We start from the raw sequence: 20,010 nt of genomic DNA on the forward strand, positions 1-20,010 counted from the left end.
TATTTACCCAAAGGCTGAATATGGAATTACATCAAGAGATTAAAACACTTGCTGCGCAATTAGGCGCTATTTTAACGGATAAATGCTTATGGATCACTACTGCTGAATCATGCACTGGTGGCGGAGTGAGTTATGCTCTTACAGATACCCCTGGTAGCTCGCGGTATTTAGGGCGTGCGTTTGTTACATACAGCAATGAGGCAAAGCACGAATTAATTAATGTAGCGACGAGCACATTGGAGCAATTTGGAGCGGTAAGCGAGCAAACAGTTAAGGAAATGGCATTTGGTGCCATAAACGCGGCTAATGCCGATGTTGCTATTGCTATTTCAGGTGTTGCAGGGCCGGGCGGCGCTACTCCCGGTAAGCCTGTTGGCTTTGTGTGGTTTTGCATACAAATTGCTGGTAAGCAATTCACTTTTAAGCAAGTATTTAGTGGTGATAGATCGCAAGTTAGAGTGCAAGCTATTGAATTTGCGTTGAAAAAAACGATAGAGAAGATAAATTTATAAATTTCGCTTGATACTGTGGTTTCATACAGTATACTTGTTCGCATTAGCTGGATTTGGAGAACAAAATGAACGATAACAAACAAAAAGCGTTGGACGCTGCACTATCACAAATAGAGCGTCAATTTGGTAAAGGATCAATCATGAAGCTGGGCGACAATAAAGCCCTAAACATTGATGCAGTATCTACTGGTTCATTAGGGATCGACATTGCTTTAGGCATAGGCGGTTTACCTATGGGTCGTATTGTTGAAGTGTATGGTCCTGAATCTTCAGGTAAAACAACACTTACTTTACAAGTTATCGCACAAGCTCAAAAAGAAGGTAAAACATGTGCCTTTGTTGATGCTGAGCATGCTCTAGATCCAGTATACGCACAAAAACTAGGTGTTAACATTGATGAGCTTTTAGTGTCTCAGCCAGATACGGGTGAGCAAGCACTAGAAATTTGTGACATGTTAGTACGTTCAAGTGCGGTAGATGTTGTTATTGTCGATTCTGTTGCTGCACTTACACCAAAAGCTGAAATTGAAGGCGACATGGGCGACTCGCACATGGGCTTACAAGCACGTTTAATGTCGCAAGCATTACGTAAGCTTACGGGTAATATTAAACGTTCTAATACGTTATGTATTTTCATTAACCAAATTCGTATGAAAATTGGTGTAATGTTTGGTAACCCTGAAACAACAACTGGCGGTAACGCTCTTAAGTTTTACGCATCAGTTCGTATTGATATTCGTCGAATTGGTTCTGTAAAAGAAGGCGATGAAGTTGTTGGTAACGAAACGCGCGTTAAAATTGTTAAAAACAAAGTAGCACCTCCGTTTAAGCAAGCCGAATTTATCATCATGTATGGTGAAGGTATTTCTAAGCAAGGCGAGCTAATTGATTTAGGTGTTAAGCACAAAATTGTTGAAAAAGCAGGTGCTTGGTACAGTTACAATGGTAATAAAGTAGGCCAAGGTAAATCAAACTCAATTAAGTTTTTGAAAGAAAACGTAGAAATTGCAGATGAGATTGAAGGCAAACTACGCGACATGTTATTGCTAAAAGCGACTATTGAACCAGAAGACGGTGAAGATAAGTTAGGCGATGACGCAGACCTTTAAGGTTTAAAACGTTCTCAAAGCTTGATTTGACCCGAGCTTTATAAAAAACGCTAACCAGCAATGGTTAGCGTTTTTTTGTTTGTGGGAACCTGTAATATAAATTAGCAGTAATACTTATTACCAACCTGCATAAGTCTTTGTGAAGCCTAATGAATTAAGTTACACCATAACGTGGTTGAAAGTTTTATTTAGCACAACCAAATAAAAAATATTGCCTAGATTTAGCGCAATTTTTTTAATGCTAGTAAGACCTTATATAAGTAAATTAATATTAATTATTTTAAGCTGCCAGCTTAATGCAGACTATTTAACTGCTTGCAATATAGAGCAATTAAATAGCAAGGAAGTGATGATGCTTTAGCACTCAATAGCTAATAATATAGATTTGAATTTAATTAGCTGTAAAACTGCCGCCTAAAAATAAAAACGACACATATAATGTGTCGTTTTTAAATTAAGCTTATAAAAAACCTATGGTTAGATAGCGCATGAGCATACACTAGTAATTGCTCAATTCAGTGCAGAGCAATCATGCGCTATAAATTTTACTCAGTAAAAGCATTTTCTAATAGTTAAAGAATGAGCTCTAAGTAAAATAGTATTTTAAAAGCGGTAAGTTAAGCTAACTTTTCCGCTAATAGGTGAGCCATAAAATCCCACATTAGCTAAGCTAGTAATATATTTTTCATCTGTAATATTATCAATGTTAGCTTGAATTGATAGGTCTTCGTTAGCTTCCCATCTAGCAAATGCGTTCATTAGTAAATAAGAATCCTGTTTAACATTACTGGCTATATTTGCTGTTTTTGATTGCCATTTACCGGCTAAGCCGAATTGAAACTGAGGTAGTTGAGGTAGCGTGTAATCTAATGAAAAATTAACAACATTTTCAGGCTCCCACTCATGAGAGCTATCGCCAGCATCATCATTAATATCTAAGTATGTATAAGCAAATACAGCGTTTAGATCATCAGTTATTTGTCCTGTTAATTCTAATTCAAAACCCTGCGTATCTTGGTCGGCTCCTTTATAGTAAGTAAACCCAGATGCATTTAGCCCAGCATAAGTTGCAATGTTATCTTGCTTTGCGCTAAACACTGCAAAGGTTGCAAGCAGGTGATCATCAAACCATTGAGTTTTAACACCTACTTCGTAATTAACGCCTTTACTTGGATCTAAAAAGTTACCGTCGTAGTCGTATTGTTCTTGTGGTTGATAAATATCGGAGTAGCTTACGTACAAGTTAACATCATCATTAATTGCATAGGTTGTTGCTAGGTAAGGGCTTACTTCACTCTCATTATTATCTATATCAACGCCTTGGCTAAATCCTGAGCGCTCATAATCAATAGCGTTAAAGCCTGCAATAACAAATAGGTCACTTGTTAGGTTTAATTTAGTTGAACCAAAAAAACGCTTCAAAGTAACATCAATATCAGCATATTTAGTTTGCTCGCCCCAAATAGGTTCAGCGATCGCATCTAAAGCATATGGAAAAGCAGGAGCTAAACCATAAGCTTCTGTCGTTGCAGCATCGTAAGAGTTAGTAAAAGAGTAGGATGTGCTTTGTGAAATACTTCCACCAAGCATTAATTCATGCTCTTGACCAAACAAGCTGTATTCACCCTTAGCCGTTATATCAAATAAATCAGCTGAGAACTCTGTATCGTATCGTCCAGGAAGACTTACTAAACCTAAATTAGTTTCACTATCAAACATTCCATAAGCGTCATAAAGATAAAGTAATTTGCTTTGATCTTCAGAGTCTTGATAATTATAAGTTGTTTTAATTTCCCAGTTATTATCAAATACATAAGTATATTCAATAAAAGCAGTGGTATTAAGAGTGTCCCATTTAGTCCACTCTTGAGTTGGGCTTGCGCTTACGTCCCACTCTGCTTGCGTACCATCAGCATAAGATAGTGGCAAACCTCCCCACATTGTCCCATCTGTATTTGCATCTTGATATGAGGCACCGAATGAAAGTGTTGAATTACCAGTAAGTTGTCCATCAATTACAGCAGAGAAGTAAGTGCGATCGTTTTCTAAGCCGTCTAGGTATGAATCAGAATCCTCTGCAGCAGCAACAAATCGAGCAGCCCAACTGCCTGAGTCTGTTAATAAAAATGAATAATCTGCTTGCAAGCGTTTGAAGCCATATGAACCTACAGATATACCCACTTCACCTTCATTCTCATTTGTTGGGCGCTTTCGAACATAGTTAATAGTGCCCGCAGCATTACCTACACCTGTTAATTGCCCATTAGCACCACGAATAACTTCTATTTTTTCATAACCGTAGCTTTCCATAGCACCTGTAACAAGGCCCCAGTTATTAGGCAGTCCAACACCGTCAACTTGAGTACTCTTAATATCAAAGCCTCGTGAGGTATATCGTGTACGGTTAGTTTCACCTTGCTCTACAGTGATGCCTGTGGCCATTTTCATAGCGTCATTAATGCTGTTTGCTGCAAAGTTTTTAAGTTGTTTTGCATCTATTACACTAATAGATTGTGGTGTTTCATTAAGCTCCATGGTTAAACCTGTAGCACCTTGGCTAACTCGGTCTTGACGTACACCAACTATTAATATTTCTTCCATTTTTTCATTATTATTTTCAACTGTACTAGTAGCTGCTGTTTCTTGTGCGTGAGCAGAAAAACCCATAGCCAAAACTAATGAAGAAAGTGCAAAAGTGCGATTGAGTTTCATGTTTTCCCTTAATTAATAGAACTTATTATTTGAGTTTATTTAAATATTTGCCATATTCTACTATTTGAAAATCACAAATTCAAATAAAAACTATTATCATTTGTAAGTGTGTTTCTATTGTTTAAAATTAGACATTTATTTTTTAATATATTTCCGACTGACGAAACGATATTGCTAATCAGAAATATGCTTGTAATTAATAGGGCTTCTTTGAGGATTGCGGGAAGGTGGCAGTTTTTTACAATTTATCTTGGTTGAATCTCCCAACTATTAAACTAGCTCACATTAAATTAATGTGGATATATTTTTATGCTCTAAGTTAAAGTTTTATAAAAAGGCGCCTCAATAAAGTCTCAAACTCAGGTAAGTAAAGGCAAAGCTCCATATCGTCGTAGGGATTTATAACAATATATTAGATTTAAGTACAAAATAGCCATGTGATTAGGTGAATACTTTTTTAATTTAGTTAAAAAAAGCGGCCTAGGCCGCTTAATTGATTATGCTGTTTTTATTTATTAAAAAGAGTATTTAACAGAAAATTGTAAACGTTCTAAATCACCATCAACACCGCTTTCAGTTTCTCGTTCTGCGTGCTTAAATTCTGCACCAAAAGTTAAACGTTTAACCGGTGAGTATAGAATGTTAGCGCTGTAGCTTTGGCTTGATTCAGTCGGATCTCCAGAGATAGAGAGCAAATCAGTGTTATTATCAGCAGAGAAGAACGAGTATAGGAATGTTGAGCGCCATTTACTTGTCCACTTATGCTGATAAGCTACAAAGCCAGATGTTGAATCAATTGCATCTAGTTCATCACCATTAAGTACTGCGCCATGTGCAACGTTCAAGCCTACGTAACGGCCTAAGCCTTTACCTTGAGTAAGCATAAATTTTAGGTTGTCTTCACCAAGGTTTATTTTACCTGATGCACTAATACCAAAAGATGTTTCATCTGCATCAACACTGCCTACTTTATAAGTAAGTTGGCGAGCAAGCGCAGCCACCACAATGTTACCCCAATCGGCTTTGTGTGTGTAACGAGCTGTAAAGTCAGGTAATGAAGCATCATCGGTTACTACCATACCGCTAGTAGTAGAAATTGTACTTTCAGGGTTTTCTAATGAGAACGACCACGCACCAGTTGTATATTTAATTTGCGATTGACGAACAAACACAGTGCCTTCAGCTGGGCCTACAAAATCAAGCGTTTCAGCAAGTGCTCCGACATTTTGAAAGTTAGACCATGTCTGACCAAATAACCAGCCGTCATATGTTACAAAGGCATGGCGAATACGTGGCGCATAAGAGTTTGAAACTCGCTCATTACCGCCTGTAGCTGAGGCTAAAAAATCAATTTCAATTTTAGTTTTTACGGTTTTACCGTTATCCATAACTGTAGCTGTGCCAAAGTTAAAACGTGACTCGCGAGCATGCATATCAAACACAGCATCTGAGTTATTATCATCGCCAACTGTTAGCGTACTGGGTACGTAAAAGTCACGACCTACGTTTGAGCCTGCAGGTGCACCCGCTGAATAATCACTCCACATAGAGTCGAGTTTAATGTATCCACCGTAGGTAAATTCCGTATCACCAATTTTTGCAGCAGTTGCAGAGTAAGCAGTAGTCGATAGTGCACAAAGCACAGCGCTTGCTGCTAATGTTTTTAATGGGGTAAATTTCATTGTGGTGTCCTTTATAGGCTACTTGTTGTTTGTTACTTTTTTCTTCATGTAAGATTGTATTACTTGCTACCAGTATTAACCACGAATAAAAAGAGTTGTTAAATTGGCTATCAATAAATACGTTTCTTTCATTCGTTAAATAAAGCTTTTTAGTAAGGTATACGCTAAATATCTTTATTAAAGTACGAGAGTACTTTTAAGTATGTGTAATATTTACTCAATTACCTATTGGTCTATAAGACTAAGGTTCTAGGATGCATTAGTTTGTTTTTGCTTAAATTTAACATCTTGTATTGATTATATAAAACAATTAAAAGCAAATGGATTATAAACTACAAATTGGTAAATTGAAGTGGAATACAACTAAGGTCTAATACTTAATGAAGCACTGCTGAGTAATCCTTGAAAAGAGCCTAAGGCAAGTAAATTAAATGGAGACTAAGATGTCACAAAGTATCTATCCAGTTCCTGCGCATATTAAAGATGCGACTCTCATTGATAAAAATAAATATAATACGCTTTATAAGCAATCTATTGATGACCCTGAAGGTTTTTGGGGTGAACATGGCAAACGCCTTGATTGGTCTACTCCTTATACTAAAGTTAAAAACACCTCTTTTGATAAAGGCCATATCAGCATTAGATGGTATGAAGATGGCTATTTAAATGCGTCTTACAACTGTATTGACCGCCATTTAAAAACGAAAGCAGACAAGGTTGCACTTATTTGGGAAGGTGACGACCCTTCTCAAAGTGAGAGCATTACTTATCAAAAACTTCATGATGAAGTGGCTAAATTTGCCAATGGTTTAAAAAAGCTGGGCGTACAAAAAGGTGACCGCGTAGCTATTTATATGCCAATGACCCCACAAGCGGTGTATGCAATGCAAGCTTGTGCACGTATTGGTGCTATTCATTCTGTTGTATTTGGCGGTTTTTCACCATCGGCTATTGCTGATCGTATTAGAGATTCTGGCGCTAAGGTTGTTATTACTTCTGATGAAGGACGCAGAGCAGGAAATTGTGTTCCATTAAAAGCAAATGTAGATGAAGCGGTAGCGCAAGAAACTGTAACCACAATTGAACACGTTATTGTGCACCAATTAACAGGCGGTGAAGTTGATTGGAATGAGCACGATGTATGGTGGCACGAGCTAGTTGCTGACTTACCAGCGCTGTGCGAACCAGAGCCTATGAATGCTGAAGACCCTTTGTTTATATTGTATACATCAGGTTCTACTGGACAGCCTAAAGGCGTGGTACATACCACTGGTGGCTATTTAGTTTATTCATCAATGACTCATGAATACGTATTTGATTTACAAGATGATGATGTTTATTGGTGTAGTGCCGATGTAGGTTGGATCACAGGACACAGCTATATTGCATATGGCCCATTAGTAAATGGGTGTACTCAAGTATTATTTGAAGGTGTACCTACTTATCCAACTGCTGGTCGCATGGGGGAAGTGGTTGATAAACACAACGTTACTATTTTATATACCGCTCCAACCGCCATTCGTGCCTTAATGGCCAAAGGCGATGAGCCAACTGAGTCTTCGCATCGCGATAGCTTACGTATTTTAGGTTCTGTAGGTGAGCCAATAAACCCAGAAGCATGGACGTGGTATTACGAACAAATTGGTAAGTCAAATTGTCCGATTGTAGATACGTGGTGGCAAACAGAAACCGGTGGCATTATGATCACGCCATTACCAGGTGCGACCGACACTAAACCAGGCTCTGCGACACATCCATTTTTTGGTATTGCACCAGCATTATTTGATGCAGAAGGTAATACACTAGAAGGCGCTGTTGATGGGAACTTAGTTATATTAGATAGCTGGCCTTCACAAGCACGTACTGTTTATGGCGACCATGAACGCTTTGAGCAAACTTACTTTAGCGCATATCCAGGTGTTTATTTTACAGGTGATGGTTGTCGCCGCGATGAAGATGATTACTACTGGATCACAGGTCGTGTAGATGATGTACTTAATGTGTCTGGGCACCGTTTAGGTACCGCTGAAATAGAAAGTGCATTAGTTGCGCATGAAGCGGTGGCAGAAGCTGCTGTAGTAGGTTACCCACATGACATAAAAGGCCAAGGTATTTATGTATATATTACGCCTAACGAAGGCGTAACTGTGAGTGATGAGCTAACTAAAGAGGTACGTAATTGGGTTCGTAAAGAACTTAGCCCAATAGCATCACCTGACATGATTCAATGGTCACCGGGTTTGCCAAAAACACGTTCAGGCAAGATTATGCGTCGTATTTTACGTAAAATCGCGGCAAATGAGCACCAACAACTCGGTGATACGTCAACGCTTGCCGATCCTTCAGTTGTCGATGAACTAATCGAGAACAGATTAAATCGTTAAATGCGCGTTAAAAACTTGATTACAAGTTGATTCTAAACGTAGTATATCGGCTACCAGTAAGGATTTATACCTAACTGGTAGCCGAATTTATTAGGAGTGAACCATGAGTCAGTTTTTAATAGCGGACGATCATCCGTTATTTCGTGAAGCACTAAAGGGCGCACTGAGCGCAAAATTCGAAGGTTTAGAGGTTTTTGAATCATCAGATTTTGACAGCACATTGCAAGTGTTAAGCGAGCAAGAGGATCTTGATATATTACTGCTAGACCTTCACATGCCAGGAAATGGTGATTTATATGGTCTTATTCGTATTAGAGAAGAATACCCAAGCTTACCTATTGCCGTTGTTTCTGGTAGTGAAGACGTGAATATCGTTTCTAAAGTAATGGGTTATGGTGCTATGGGCTTTATCCCTAAATCATCATCGTCTGATGATATTGCCAGTGCAATTAACCAGATACTTGAAGGCGATACATGGTTACCAAAAGAGCTAAAAAATAAAGTAGCTGAAATAGAAGGCGAGGATAGAGAAATAGCAGCGCAAGTTGCATCATTAACGCCTCAACAATACCGAGTGCTGCAATATCTGCACGAAGGTTTACTTAATAAACAAATTGCTTACGAGTTGCACATATCAGAGGCGACTATAAAGGCACACATTACAGCCATATTTAGAAAACTGGGTGTGTACAATCGTACTCAAGCTGTTTTAATAGCAGCTAAATTAAAGCTAGAGCCTATAGAACAGACACAATAAAATGCTAACATTATTGACGTTTTATTGTGTCATATTAGAAAATTTAGTATTTTGCAGGTTGCTCTTTTTTAGGCAATGCATGTATTATAAATTTACGTAAGTCATTGTTTGATCTTTCTAAATCTGAATGGCGTAAATACATCATATGTCCACTACGATAGCCTTTAAAGCTTAACCTATCTTTCATCTTACCGCTTGGGTCTAATTGCCATAACGTATATTTAGCATCAAAGTAATTAGTTGCACCATCAAAATATCCGGATTGAATCATTACGTTTAAGTAAGGGTTTTGCGCCATTGCTAAGCGTAGATTTTCTCCTGTGTTATTACCTGATCTTTCCCATGGGTGAACATTACCAAATAAGTTATATTTTATATCTGTTTTATAATTTAGCTCCTCGCGCAGATAGTGATTAATTGCCGGGGTGAACGAGTGTAGCCAAGAGGTTAATTCAGCCCAGTAATCAGGCGATTCGCCAGCATCACGTTTATCTATGCCTAAATAGCGAGAGTCTAAGCGACCTATTGTTTGACCTCGTTCTCTTAATAGTTCTTTCCAGAAAAATTGAGTTGGTATATCTAAATTATTTTGTTCAACAAATTTTTCTGATAAACCTGCGTAGTGAGCCATTTTTGTAATTATTCGACGTTTTTCATCTGTGTCAATAAAGCCGCCTTTTGTAAGTGCGGGAATTAGTTTATTTACAGTAAACTGTTCTACTTCAGGTAATAACTCATTTAAGTCTTTTGCCTGTAAATCTGCACTAAGTGCTTTGTGATACCAAGCAGTTGCTGCAAAATAAGGAAGGCGGTTGGCAGCTTTGATAGGACCATCGCGTTTAATACCAATATCTGTGGGCGATACTAGTACAACACCGTTTATATACATCCATTGACTGTTTTGAAGCTCATGAGCGAGTCCTGATACGCGTGTTGTACCATAGCTTTCACCAATTAAAAATTTAGGCGAGCGCCAACGCTCTGTTCTACTTACAAAGGTATTTAGCCATTCTGCAAGATATTTAATATCGGCGTTTACACCAAAAAACATTTCTTTTTGTTTTGCTTGAGAGGGAAGTTCGCCCTTGTCATTTTCAAGTACGCGAGAATAACCAGTATTTACAGGGTTTACATAGACAATATCGGCAATATCAAGTACTGAGTATGGGTTATCTTTCACTCCATAAGGTTGAATAGGATACCCTTCATCATCAATTTTTAAAACGCGTGGACCAGTATAAGCAAGGTGCATCCATACAGAGGCTGAACCAGGTCCGCCATTGAAAGAAATCAGTAATGGGCGTGTTGTTCTGTCGTCGACTTTATCACGGGTGTAATAGGTATATTGCAGTGTCGCAACTGCATTACCCTTGTCATTCCATACAGGTTGCGTCCCTGTTGCAACAGTATAGTTAAAACGTTGACCGTTAATATTAGCTTTGTGCTTAGTAACAACTTTACTGTCTACATCTATCCGACGCTGGTTATCGGCAAGAGCGCTTGTAGTTATAAGTATTGCAATAACAGTTGCGGGTAAACTGATCATATGGCTTAGTTTCATCGGGTATCCTTATTATTGTTGAGATCTTATTAAAAACACTAATAAGGCAAATAACAAAATTATTGAGACTAGTGGTAGATAATGCTGGTTAAGTAAATATAAATACGTTAAAAAGGTATGTAATTTAATATACTGATATGTTTATGCTTAGTGTCTATATTTAGTTAACTATAAAACTCGAGTATATTACGTGTAGCTTGTAACTAGCTTTAGGCATATAGCTATTAAAAAAATAAATGGGTTATGTTTTTAAAGTTAAATCAATTGTATAGGGATTTATAAATTAGAGTATTTACACTAATAAAGCTGGATAAATTAAATGTTGTATTTGTAGGTCTACTACAAAATTAATTAAAGGTGAAATAGAAGCTTTATGCAAAGAGTATTAGTGGTTGAAGACAGTAAAGTCGTACAACAGGTATTACGTCACCTGACTGCGCTGTATCTTGATGTTGTCGTTGATTTTGCTTGGTCTTTGGCTGAATGCGAAGCGTTTATAGAAAAGTATAATTACTCTCTTGCATTGGTTGACTTAACTTTGCCTGATGCACCTAATGGTGAAGTAGCAAAGTATACTTTATCTAAAAAAATTCCAAGCATTGTGCTTACTTCAAAAATAGATGAATACAAGCGTCAGCAAATGCTCGAATTAGGCGTTGTCGATTATGTTATTAAAGATAATCGAGACTCTTATCATTACGCTATTAAACTAGTAGCCCAGCTTTTGAGAAATCAAGGGTGTAAGGCCTTAATTGCTGATGATTCTGTCTTGAGTCGAACGTTGATGAAACAAATGCTTGAAAAACAATTGTTTGATGTAACTGACGCACATGATGGCCAGCAAGCACTCGAAATATTAAAAAGTAATCCCGATATAAAACTACTTATGACTGATTATGCTATGCCTACTATGGATGGGTTTGAACTAGTTAAAGCCGTACGTAACTTTAGAGGTAGGGATGATTTAGCTATTATTGGTTTATCAGGGGCCGGCAAGCATGGTTTATCAGCCAAATTTATCAAGTATGGCGCTAATGACTTTTTAACAAAACCCTTTATGAATGAAGAGTTTCATTGTCGTGTGTTACAAACAATGGAACAGCTTTCCCTGATCGCTAGTATTAAAGAAAGTGCATTTAGAGACCACCTCACGGGACTTTACAATCGTCGTTACTTTTATCAATATGCTGAAAAATTGCTTAAAAATAAAAGCAAAGAAAATACTCTTGCATTAGTTGATATAGACTTTTTTAAAGATATTAATGATACGTTTGGGCATGAAGGAGGCGATCAAGCCTTAAAACAAGTTGGTTCATTGATTAGGTCTACATTTTCAAACTTTACAGTATCTCGTGTCGGTGGAGAAGAGTTCGCTATTATTTTACCTGAAATTGAACTTGCCCGTGGTCGAGAGTACTTTGAAGCGTTTAGAAAAAAGATGGAAAGTTATGACTTTTCAATTAGTGATAGGCCTTTCAGAATTACTATGAGTATTGGTTTAGCTGAATTTCAGAATACTAGTTTGACAGAGGCTATGCGATCGGCTGATAAAGCATTATATAAGGCTAAAAGCCAAGGTCGAAACTGCGTGGTATAAACCCTTTTTATACAATAGGAATAGTATGAGAGTGAGATTGAAATACTATTCGCACCAATGTAGCTAACTTGTTAAATTAACGCACCTAATTGGTGCGTTTTTTTTGCTGTTTAGTTTTTTTTTTACACTAACTTATTGTTTTAAAAAATATAAAAATAGTGGCACAAAGGTTGGATTGTTTAACCCAATAGGATAACAATAAAGAGTCCGAGGGGGCCGCTATGAAAATGATTAGTGCAATCATAAAACCATTTAAATTAGACGATGTGCGTGAAGCACTCGCTGATTTAGGAATTGAGGGGATGACAGTAGTTGATGTTAAAGGTTTTGGACGTCAACGAGGTCATACTGAGTTATATCGTGGTGCAGAATACCAAGTAGATTTTATTCCTAAGATCAAACTTGAAATTGCAACGCGTACTGAAAATTGCCAACGCGTTGTTGAAGCAATTACTAAAATTGCATCAACAGGTAAAATTGGTGACGGGAAAATTTTCGTGTACGACTTAGATCAAATTGTTCGTATTCGTACTGGCGAACTTGATGAAGAAGCAATTTAAGGGGGTCTCATGGAAAATACAATAATAGAACTAAAGTTTTCACTCGATACCTTCTATTTTTTAATATCAGGTATATTAGTAATGTGGATGGCAGCAGGTTTTGCCATGTTAGAGGCGGGCTTAGTTCGCTCTAAAAACACAGCTGAAATTTTAACTAAAAATGTCGCGCTGTATTCAATTGCATGTACGATGTTTTTATTGGTTGGCTACAACATTATGTATGTAGACAATGCCGAAGGTGGTTTTATTCCTTCAATAGGGGCTTTAATTGGCACACAAGCTGCTGATGCTGACCATTCATTAGAATCTGACTTTTTCTTCCAGGTAGTATTTGTTGCAACGGCTATGTCGATTGTATCGGGTGCTGTTGCTGAGCGTATGAAACTATGGGCTTTCCTTGGTTTTGCTGTAGTTCTAACTGGTTTTATTTACCCTATTGAAGGTTACTGGACATGGGGTGGTGGTTTCTTATCTGAAATGGGCTTTGTAGATTTTGCTGGCTCTGCAATTGTACATGGAGCAGGTGCAGCTGCTGCACTAGCAGGTGTATTAATCCTGGGTGCTCGTAAAGGTAAATATGGTAAAAACGGTGAAATATATCCAATTCCAGGTTCAAACTTACCACTTGCTACACTAGGTACATTTATTTTATGGATGGGTTGGTTTGGCTTTAACGGTGGTTCTCAATTATTACTTTCGGATAAAGAAAACGCAACAGCGGTAGGTCAAATATTACTTAATACTAATGCTGCTGCTGCAATGGGGGCCATTGCTGCACTGTTTGTATGTAAGATACTTTGGGGCAAATCAGATTTAACTATGGTATTAAATGGTGCATTAGCAGGTCTAGTTGTAATTACTGCAGACCCACTTTCACCTTCTCCATTAATGGCATGTTTACTAGGTCTACTTGGTGGCTCGTTAGTTGTGTTTAGCATTATAGCACTTGATAAAGTTAAGATTGACGATCCAGTAGGTGCTATCTCTGTACACGGTGTATGTGGTGCATTAGGTATTATGCTAGTACCGCTGACCAATGGTGATGCAAGCTTTGTTAATCAGTTAATTGGTCTAGTGTGTATTATTGCCTTTGTATTCGTAGCATCATTTATTGTTTGGACTGTGCTTAACAAAACAATGGGTATACGAGTAACTGAAGAGGAAGAATTAAACGGTATGGATCAACACGATTGTGGTATTGAAGCCTACCCAGAGTTTGTTTCTGTTCGAAATAGCTAATAGTTTATTTAAAAAATAGTGTGTTTACACAAAGCCCTACTTCGGTAGGGCTTTTTTCGTTTCAGGGGGGGTTAACTTTTCGGATGTTAGGGTATGCCCAATATGCTAAGCTCACATTCGTGAATAACCCTTGGAATAAATTACACTTAAATGGCCGACAATAAAAAAACACCTACCAAAAAACCTGCAGCTAAACGTGCAAGTAAATCGTCAAGTACGACAAAAAAAAGTACATCAAAGAGCAGTAAAAAAACAGTGACGCCCACTGTTAAACGCTCTTTTATGAGAAAAACATGGTCAGTGTTTTGGAAATTCAGCTTGGCTGTTTTTATTGCAATGGCAATGTATTTCATTTATTTAGATTCAAAAACGACTCGTATATTTGAAGGTAATAAATGGCAACTTCCAGCGCAAGTGTATGCTCGTTCTATGGAGTTTTATCCGGGGCAATTCTTATCAAGTCAAGAAGTTGTATTTGAGCTCAAGCGCTTAAATTATACATCCGTTAATAAACTAAGCCGAACAGGGCAATTTGTTAAAACAGCAGGTAGCATTAAGATTTATCGTCGTGAGTTTGAATTTTATGATGGTCTTGAAAAGTCACATATTATTGAACTTCGCTTTGCAGGGAAAAAAGTTGCGACCATTAAAGATAAGTTCGGTAGGCGTTTAAACTCTGCTCGCCTAGAGCCTGTGCAAATAGCGCGAATTGGTAACGACTCTAAACAAGATAGAGAATTTGTACCGCTAGATAAGTTTCCAGCCATGCTTAAAGATACGCTACTGGTGGTTGAAGACCGTAACTTTTATGAGCACCATGGTGTATCTGTATTCTCTATTTTACGAGCTCTGTATTCAAATATTAAAGCTGGGCGTACCGTTCAAGGTGGCAGTACGCTTACTCAGCAACTTGCTAAAAATATTTACTTAACACGTGAGCGTTCTTTAATGCGAAAAATAAATGAGGCGTTTATTGCCCTTATTTTAGATTATCGTTATTCGAAAGATCAGATACTTGAGGCTTATTTAAATGAAGTATATCTAGGGCAATCGTATAACCAAGGTGTGCATGGGATGGGGCTTGCTTCTGAATTTTATTTTTCAAAGCCGGTAGATGAGCTTGAGTACGATCAAATTGCTTTACTGGTGGCGATGGTTAAAGGGCCATCTTATTATAATCCTCGTCGCTATAAAGAACGTACAATGGAGCGTCGAGATTTAGTACTTCGTCTAATGGTTGAAAATAAATTACTTAGTACAAAAGAGTACCGAGCTTCACTAAAGCGGCCGATTAATATCGCACCAATGAAAGCCAGTTTGCAAAAATCATATCCAGGCTATTTAGAGTTAGTAAACAGGGAGCTAAATAAGCTATTGCCAAATCAACAGACGTTGGATGCGGGGGTGAGAGTATTTACTTATTTTGATTTGCAAAAGCAAATAGCGATGGAAGAGTCAATTAAAAAGAGTTTACCATATTTAGAAAAGCGCCCAAATACTGAAAAACTAGAAGCAGCAATGCTCTCTGTTAATGTAGAGAAGGGAGGGGTTTCTGCACTTGTTGCTGGACGAGATGTGCGTTATTCGGGCTTTAACCGTGTTCTAGATACAAAGCGCAATATAGGCTCGCTGGTAAAACCTGCAGTGTATTTAACTGCACTACAGTTACCGCATTATAATTTAGCAACACTTCTCGACGACTCCCCATTACAGGTTACAAATGAGCAGGGAGAAGTGTGGCAACCAGAAAACTTTGATCATCAATATCGTGGTGCAGTCCCTCTTTATAAAGCATTCAGTAACAGTATTAATATTCCAGCGGTTAATTTAGGGCTTGATGTAGGTGTTGACAAGGTAGTAAATACACTAAAAGGTTTAGGTGCGACAGGGGCGATAGACGAATACCCATCGTTGCTTTTAGGGGCTGTTGAAATGTCGAGCTTTGAGGTTGCCCAGCTTTATACAACAATTGCAGCAGATGGTGAATACAAGAAACTTACTGCAATTTCGGCATTAACTGATTCGGTGGGTAGAGTGCTTTATAAGCATGAGGTAAAAACAGAGCCTCGTTTCGATAAAGACGCCGTTTATATGACTAAATACGCGATGAAACGTGTAACGAAAGATGGCACTGCTAAACGCTTAAATTTACACTTCCCGTCAATTCAATTAGCAGGTAAAACAGGGACTAGTAACGATTTACGCGATAGTTGGTTTGCAGGCTTTGACCAAAGTACAGTTACAGTAGCATGGCTTGGCCGGGACGATAACAAAAGCACGGGTTTAACTGGTAGTGTAGGCGCATTAGAAGCGTACATTCGTTACTTAAAGCCGCTTAACCCACAAGCAATAGCTGATACTCGCCCGCCATCAATACGTTGGGCGTTCGTAAATGAGCGAACGGGCAAGCAAGCACCACCAGGATGTGGCAAGGTGATTCAGTTACCGCTTAGAGCGAGTGAGTTTCAACCAAGACCGCAGTGTATTCGCTAATTTAAGGCACAACTCACAACAAAGCCGCTTATCTAGCGGCTTTGTTGTGAGTTGTAGTTAACGTAATTATGATTTAAAAAATTGCATAGATTTAGTTAAATCATTTGATAAACGACTTAATTGCTGCGCATCTTGTAGTGTTGATTGAGCAGAAATTAGTGTTTGATCGGCTAAATTACTTACTTCTTGTGAATCATTTAGTGCTTGTGTAGTTGCATCCGATTGCTGTTTAACACGCTGTGCAATAACTTCGCCTTGATGCTTGATATCGCCCATGCTTTGCTCTGCACTTTGCAATACTTCATTAGTTTGGTTTGCAGCTTTTACTGATTGTTCCATCTTTTCAACACTTGAACGCATCTTTTGCTGAGTATCATCAGATGCTTGTTGCAAGGAGCTAATAATTTGATGTATTTCTTGGGTTTGTGTTTGTGTACGCTGAGCAAGTGTTCTTACCTCATCAGCTACAACGGCAAACCCACGACCATGCTCGCCAGCTCGTGCGGCTTCAATAGCAGCATTAAGGGCAAGCAAGTTTGTTTGATCGGCTATTTCACTAATCCCTTTACTAACTTTGCTAATTTCTTGGCTGTCTTGTGCCAGTTTGTCGAGCGCTTGTTGGCTTTCTGCAAATTCAATTTGTAGATCTTGCATGTATTTAGCAAGCTCCATTGTATTGTCTGAACCTTGCTTTACATGCGTTGCAGCATCTTGCGCGGTGAGTGTTGCTTGATGTGCTGATTCTTCAACCGCAAGTGCGCTTTGAGCCATATCACTTAACGCGTTATAAATTGCATTTACGCGGGTTTGTTGTTTTGAGACGTCATCACTTGTTTGGCTGCTTGCATGAGAGAGAGATTTAGTTGAGTCACAAAGCTCCTCGGTACTTTTTTTAACATTAAGTAGCAAGTGTGAAAATGCATTAAGTAAAGCATTGTAACGCGATGCAATAATTCCCATTTCATCATTAGTGCTCGAATCGATAGTTGCATTTAAATCACCGTTTGCAGCTCTATCAGCTGCATCAGCAAAGCGATTTATAGTATCAACTACTGCGAAGTAAAACCCAATCATCAAATAAAATGCAAATAATAAACTAATCACCGATGCAGTTAAAACAAGGTTTCGAGTCCATAATTGAGTTTGTAATTTGGTTTCAATCAGGCTCTCAAGCGTTGGAATACTTTTACTAACAAGTTGGCTAATACTACTGTGAACATTATTCGTTAATTTAGTAAACTCGGCCTGCGTTAACTGTATGTCGTCAGGTTCAAGTAATTTTTCATCAATTGCATTTTTAAAGGCATCAACAGCGTGGTGTAAATTAGTAAGTGGGGGGAGGAGCGCTTTATTTACTGATTTGTCTGCGCTAGTTGCCACATTAAGTATTTTATCGAGCTGCTTTTCGTATAAAGGAAGTGACTTACTAAAGTTTGAAAGTGCTATAAATGTGTCTGGTGTAAAGCGGTTGCTTGCCAATACTGTATTTGCACTTTGGGCTGTTGAGTTAATTTGCATTATTAGTGCTGGAATTGGCGTCACTAAAGAGCGGTTTACATAGGCGCTCGCCAGCTGGTTATCTAATGCTAGATTTGATTGAATTGAAACAAGTTCAAGTACTTCATTTTCTGAGTCGTTTTTTATATTAAAACCAAGAGAACGGGCTATCTCTATATTTTTATTTGCATTGCCTTGCATTTGGTTTGCAATTATTGCTCTATAGCCCTTTAAGCCTTGCTGCTGCATTTTTGAAACAGCGATACTTTCACTTAATAACGATACTAAAAAGAACAAACTTAACGCCAGAGGGAGTAATAAAATTCCAAACATTAGACTTATTTTTGTTTTGTATTTTAAATTTGCCATTAATTGAGTAGCGAGGGAGGCAAACTGGCGTAATCCTGACATAAGGCTCTCTTGTGTTTTTGTAATTATAGGGTAAAGGTAAACAGACCGTGTTATGTTTAATTATCATTCATTTATAGTACATTACAAATAAAAAAAGCCCTTTCGGGCTTTTTTCAATCTTTAGTCTTAATTACATACTTAAAAACAAGTGGCTACAAATGTATAAATAGTAATTTTTTAGCTTAAAGTTTAGCAAACGAGCGTTCCGCCGCCTCTATTGTGTCTTTTACTTCTTGTTCAGTATGTGCAGCACATACAAAACCAGCCTCAAATGCAGATGGAGCAAGGTAAATGCCTTCTTCAATCATAAGGTGGAAAAAACGTTTAAAGCGCTCTAGGTCACACTCAGTTGCCTGTTTATAGGTTGTTACTTTTTCAACATCAGTAAAAAAGAATCCATACATACCGCCAGCGTAGTTAGTTGTTAACGCAATACCTGCCTTTTTAGCACCTGCTTCAAAACCTTCACAAAGTGCTTTTGAAATAGCTTCTAACTTATCATGAAGGCCAGGCTCACTTAATAGCTCAAGTGACTTTAAACCTGCCGCCATTGCAATAGGGTTACCTGAAAGCGTACCTGCTTGATAAACTGGGCCTACAGGCGCAATGTAATCCATTATTTCAGTTTTACCACCAAATGCGCCAACCGGCATGCCGCCGCCAATTACTTTACCTAAACACGTAAGATCTGGTTTAATGTTGTAATAAGCTTGTGCACCGCCAAGTGCAACACGAAAGCCTGTCATTACTTCATCAAAAATAAGTACTGATTTATATTCGTCACACACATCACGCAAACCTTCTAAAAAGCCAGGTACTGGTGGAATGCAGTTCATGTTACCGGCTACTGGCTCTACAATAATACAGGCAATTTCGTCTGCGTATTTTTCAAAAATAGCTTTTACTTCATCTAAGTTATTGAACGAAACTGTAAGTGTATGCTTAGCAAAGTCTTCAGGAATACCTGGGGAATTAGGTACGCCCATTGTTAGCGCACCTGAGCCTGCCTTAACTAATAACGAGTCAGCGTGACCATGGTAACAACCTTCAAATTTTAAAATTTTATCGCGACCGGTAAAGCCACGTGCTAAACGAATTGCACTCATTGTCGCTTCAGTACCTGAGCTAACCATGCGTACTTTTTCGATTGATGGAACTAGTTCTTTTACTTTTTCAGCCATTAATATTTCGGCTTCAGTTGGTGCGCCATAGCTGAGGCCATTTTCTACAGCTTCGTGTACGGCTTGTTTTATTGCAGGGTGGTTATGACCCATGATCATAGGTCCCCAAGAGCCAACATAATCAATGTAACTATTACCGTCAGCATCGAATGTAAATGCGCCTTCTGCTTTTGTAATGAATAGTGGCGTACCACCTACACCATTAAAAGCACGAACTGGTGAGTTTACGCCACCAGGAATAGAAGCTTGGGCGCGTTCAAATAAGTTTTGGCTAATTGTCATGAAAAATCCTATAAATTGTCACTTAAAAGGGGA

Annotated in this window: 13 protein-coding genes; 8 read left to right on the plus strand and 5 right to left on the minus strand. The window is 38.2% G+C overall.

The genetic code is table 11. From position 1 onward, the window contains the following. The first annotated feature begins 20 nt into the window (after positions 1-20). Positions 21-512, plus strand: coding sequence for a nicotinamide-nucleotide amidohydrolase family protein (locus V6260_RS07970; protein WP_341593571.1), 492 nt, complete (start codon positions 21-23; stop codon positions 510-512). Between the two features lie 65 nt (positions 513-577). After that, positions 578-1,621, plus strand: coding sequence for a recombinase RecA (recA, locus tag V6260_RS07975; RefSeq protein WP_058547221.1), 1,044 nt, complete (start codon positions 578-580; stop codon positions 1,619-1,621). 603 nt (positions 1,622-2,224) lie between these two features. Here the strand turns inward: recA and V6260_RS07980 are convergent. Both V6260_RS07980 and V6260_RS07985 read right to left on the minus strand, forming a co-directional pair. Next, a complete protein-coding gene (locus V6260_RS07980; RefSeq protein WP_211001474.1) occupies positions 2,225-4,333 on the minus strand; it encodes a TonB-dependent siderophore receptor in 2,109 nt (702 codons plus the stop codon). Between the two features lie 515 nt (positions 4,334-4,848). After that, positions 4,849-6,015, minus strand: a complete 1,167-nt coding sequence (locus V6260_RS07985) for a DcaP family trimeric outer membrane transporter (protein WP_341593572.1) — start codon at positions 6,013-6,015, stop codon at positions 4,849-4,851. Positions 6,016-6,458: 443 nt separating this feature from the next. Between V6260_RS07985 and acs the strand changes: the two genes are divergently transcribed. Continuing rightward, a complete protein-coding gene (gene acs, locus V6260_RS07990) occupies positions 6,459-8,399 on the plus strand; it encodes an acetate--CoA ligase (RefSeq protein ID WP_341593573.1) in 1,941 nt (646 codons plus the stop codon). Between the two features lie 103 nt (positions 8,400-8,502). Continuing rightward, positions 8,503-9,156, plus strand: a complete 654-nt coding sequence (locus V6260_RS07995; RefSeq protein ID WP_341593574.1) for a response regulator transcription factor — start codon at positions 8,503-8,505, stop codon at positions 9,154-9,156. 43 nt (positions 9,157-9,199) lie between these two features. Here V6260_RS07995 and V6260_RS08000 read toward each other — a convergent pair whose 3' ends face one another. Further along, the gene (locus V6260_RS08000; RefSeq protein ID WP_341593575.1) at positions 9,200-10,717 is read right to left on the minus strand and encodes a S10 family peptidase; all 1,518 of its coding nucleotides are present in this window, start codon (positions 10,715-10,717) and stop codon (positions 9,200-9,202) included. A gap of 373 nt (positions 10,718-11,090) precedes the next feature. Between V6260_RS08000 and V6260_RS08005 the strand changes: the two genes are divergently transcribed. The 4 genes from V6260_RS08005 to mrcB all read left to right on the plus strand — a co-directional run bounded on the left by V6260_RS08005 (position 11,091) and on the right by mrcB (position 16,606). Beyond that, positions 11,091-12,314 carry a diguanylate cyclase gene (locus V6260_RS08005; protein WP_341593576.1) on the plus strand — a complete coding sequence of 408 codons (1,224 nt, stop codon included), beginning with the start codon at positions 11,091-11,093 and terminating at the stop codon, positions 12,312-12,314. 221 nt (positions 12,315-12,535) lie between these two features. Further along, positions 12,536-12,874, plus strand: coding sequence for a P-II family nitrogen regulator (locus V6260_RS08010; protein WP_004587162.1), 339 nt, complete (start codon positions 12,536-12,538; stop codon positions 12,872-12,874). 9 nt (positions 12,875-12,883) lie between these two features. Continuing rightward, complete coding sequence (locus tag V6260_RS08015; RefSeq protein ID WP_341593577.1) at positions 12,884-14,113, plus strand: ammonium transporter; 1,230 nt, start codon at positions 12,884-12,886, stop codon at positions 14,111-14,113. 150 nt (positions 14,114-14,263) lie between these two features. Continuing rightward, the gene (gene mrcB / locus V6260_RS08020; RefSeq protein WP_341593578.1) at positions 14,264-16,606 is read left to right on the plus strand and encodes a penicillin-binding protein 1B; all 2,343 of its coding nucleotides are present in this window, start codon (positions 14,264-14,266) and stop codon (positions 16,604-16,606) included. Between the two features lie 66 nt (positions 16,607-16,672). Here the strand turns inward: mrcB and V6260_RS08025 are convergent, their stop codons facing one another. After that, complete coding sequence (locus V6260_RS08025; RefSeq protein WP_341593579.1) at positions 16,673-18,514, minus strand: methyl-accepting chemotaxis protein; 1,842 nt, start codon at positions 18,512-18,514, stop codon at positions 16,673-16,675. 182 nt (positions 18,515-18,696) lie between these two features. Then, the gene (gene hemL, locus V6260_RS08030) at positions 18,697-19,977 is read right to left on the minus strand and encodes a glutamate-1-semialdehyde 2,1-aminomutase (RefSeq protein ID WP_341593580.1); all 1,281 of its coding nucleotides are present in this window, start codon (positions 19,975-19,977) and stop codon (positions 18,697-18,699) included. Between the last annotated feature and the right edge of the window lie 33 nt (positions 19,978-20,010).

This window comes from Pseudoalteromonas aliena, from assembly GCF_038155085.1.
Taxonomy (GTDB): Bacteria; Pseudomonadota; Gammaproteobacteria; order Enterobacterales; family Alteromonadaceae; genus Pseudoalteromonas; species Pseudoalteromonas aliena_A.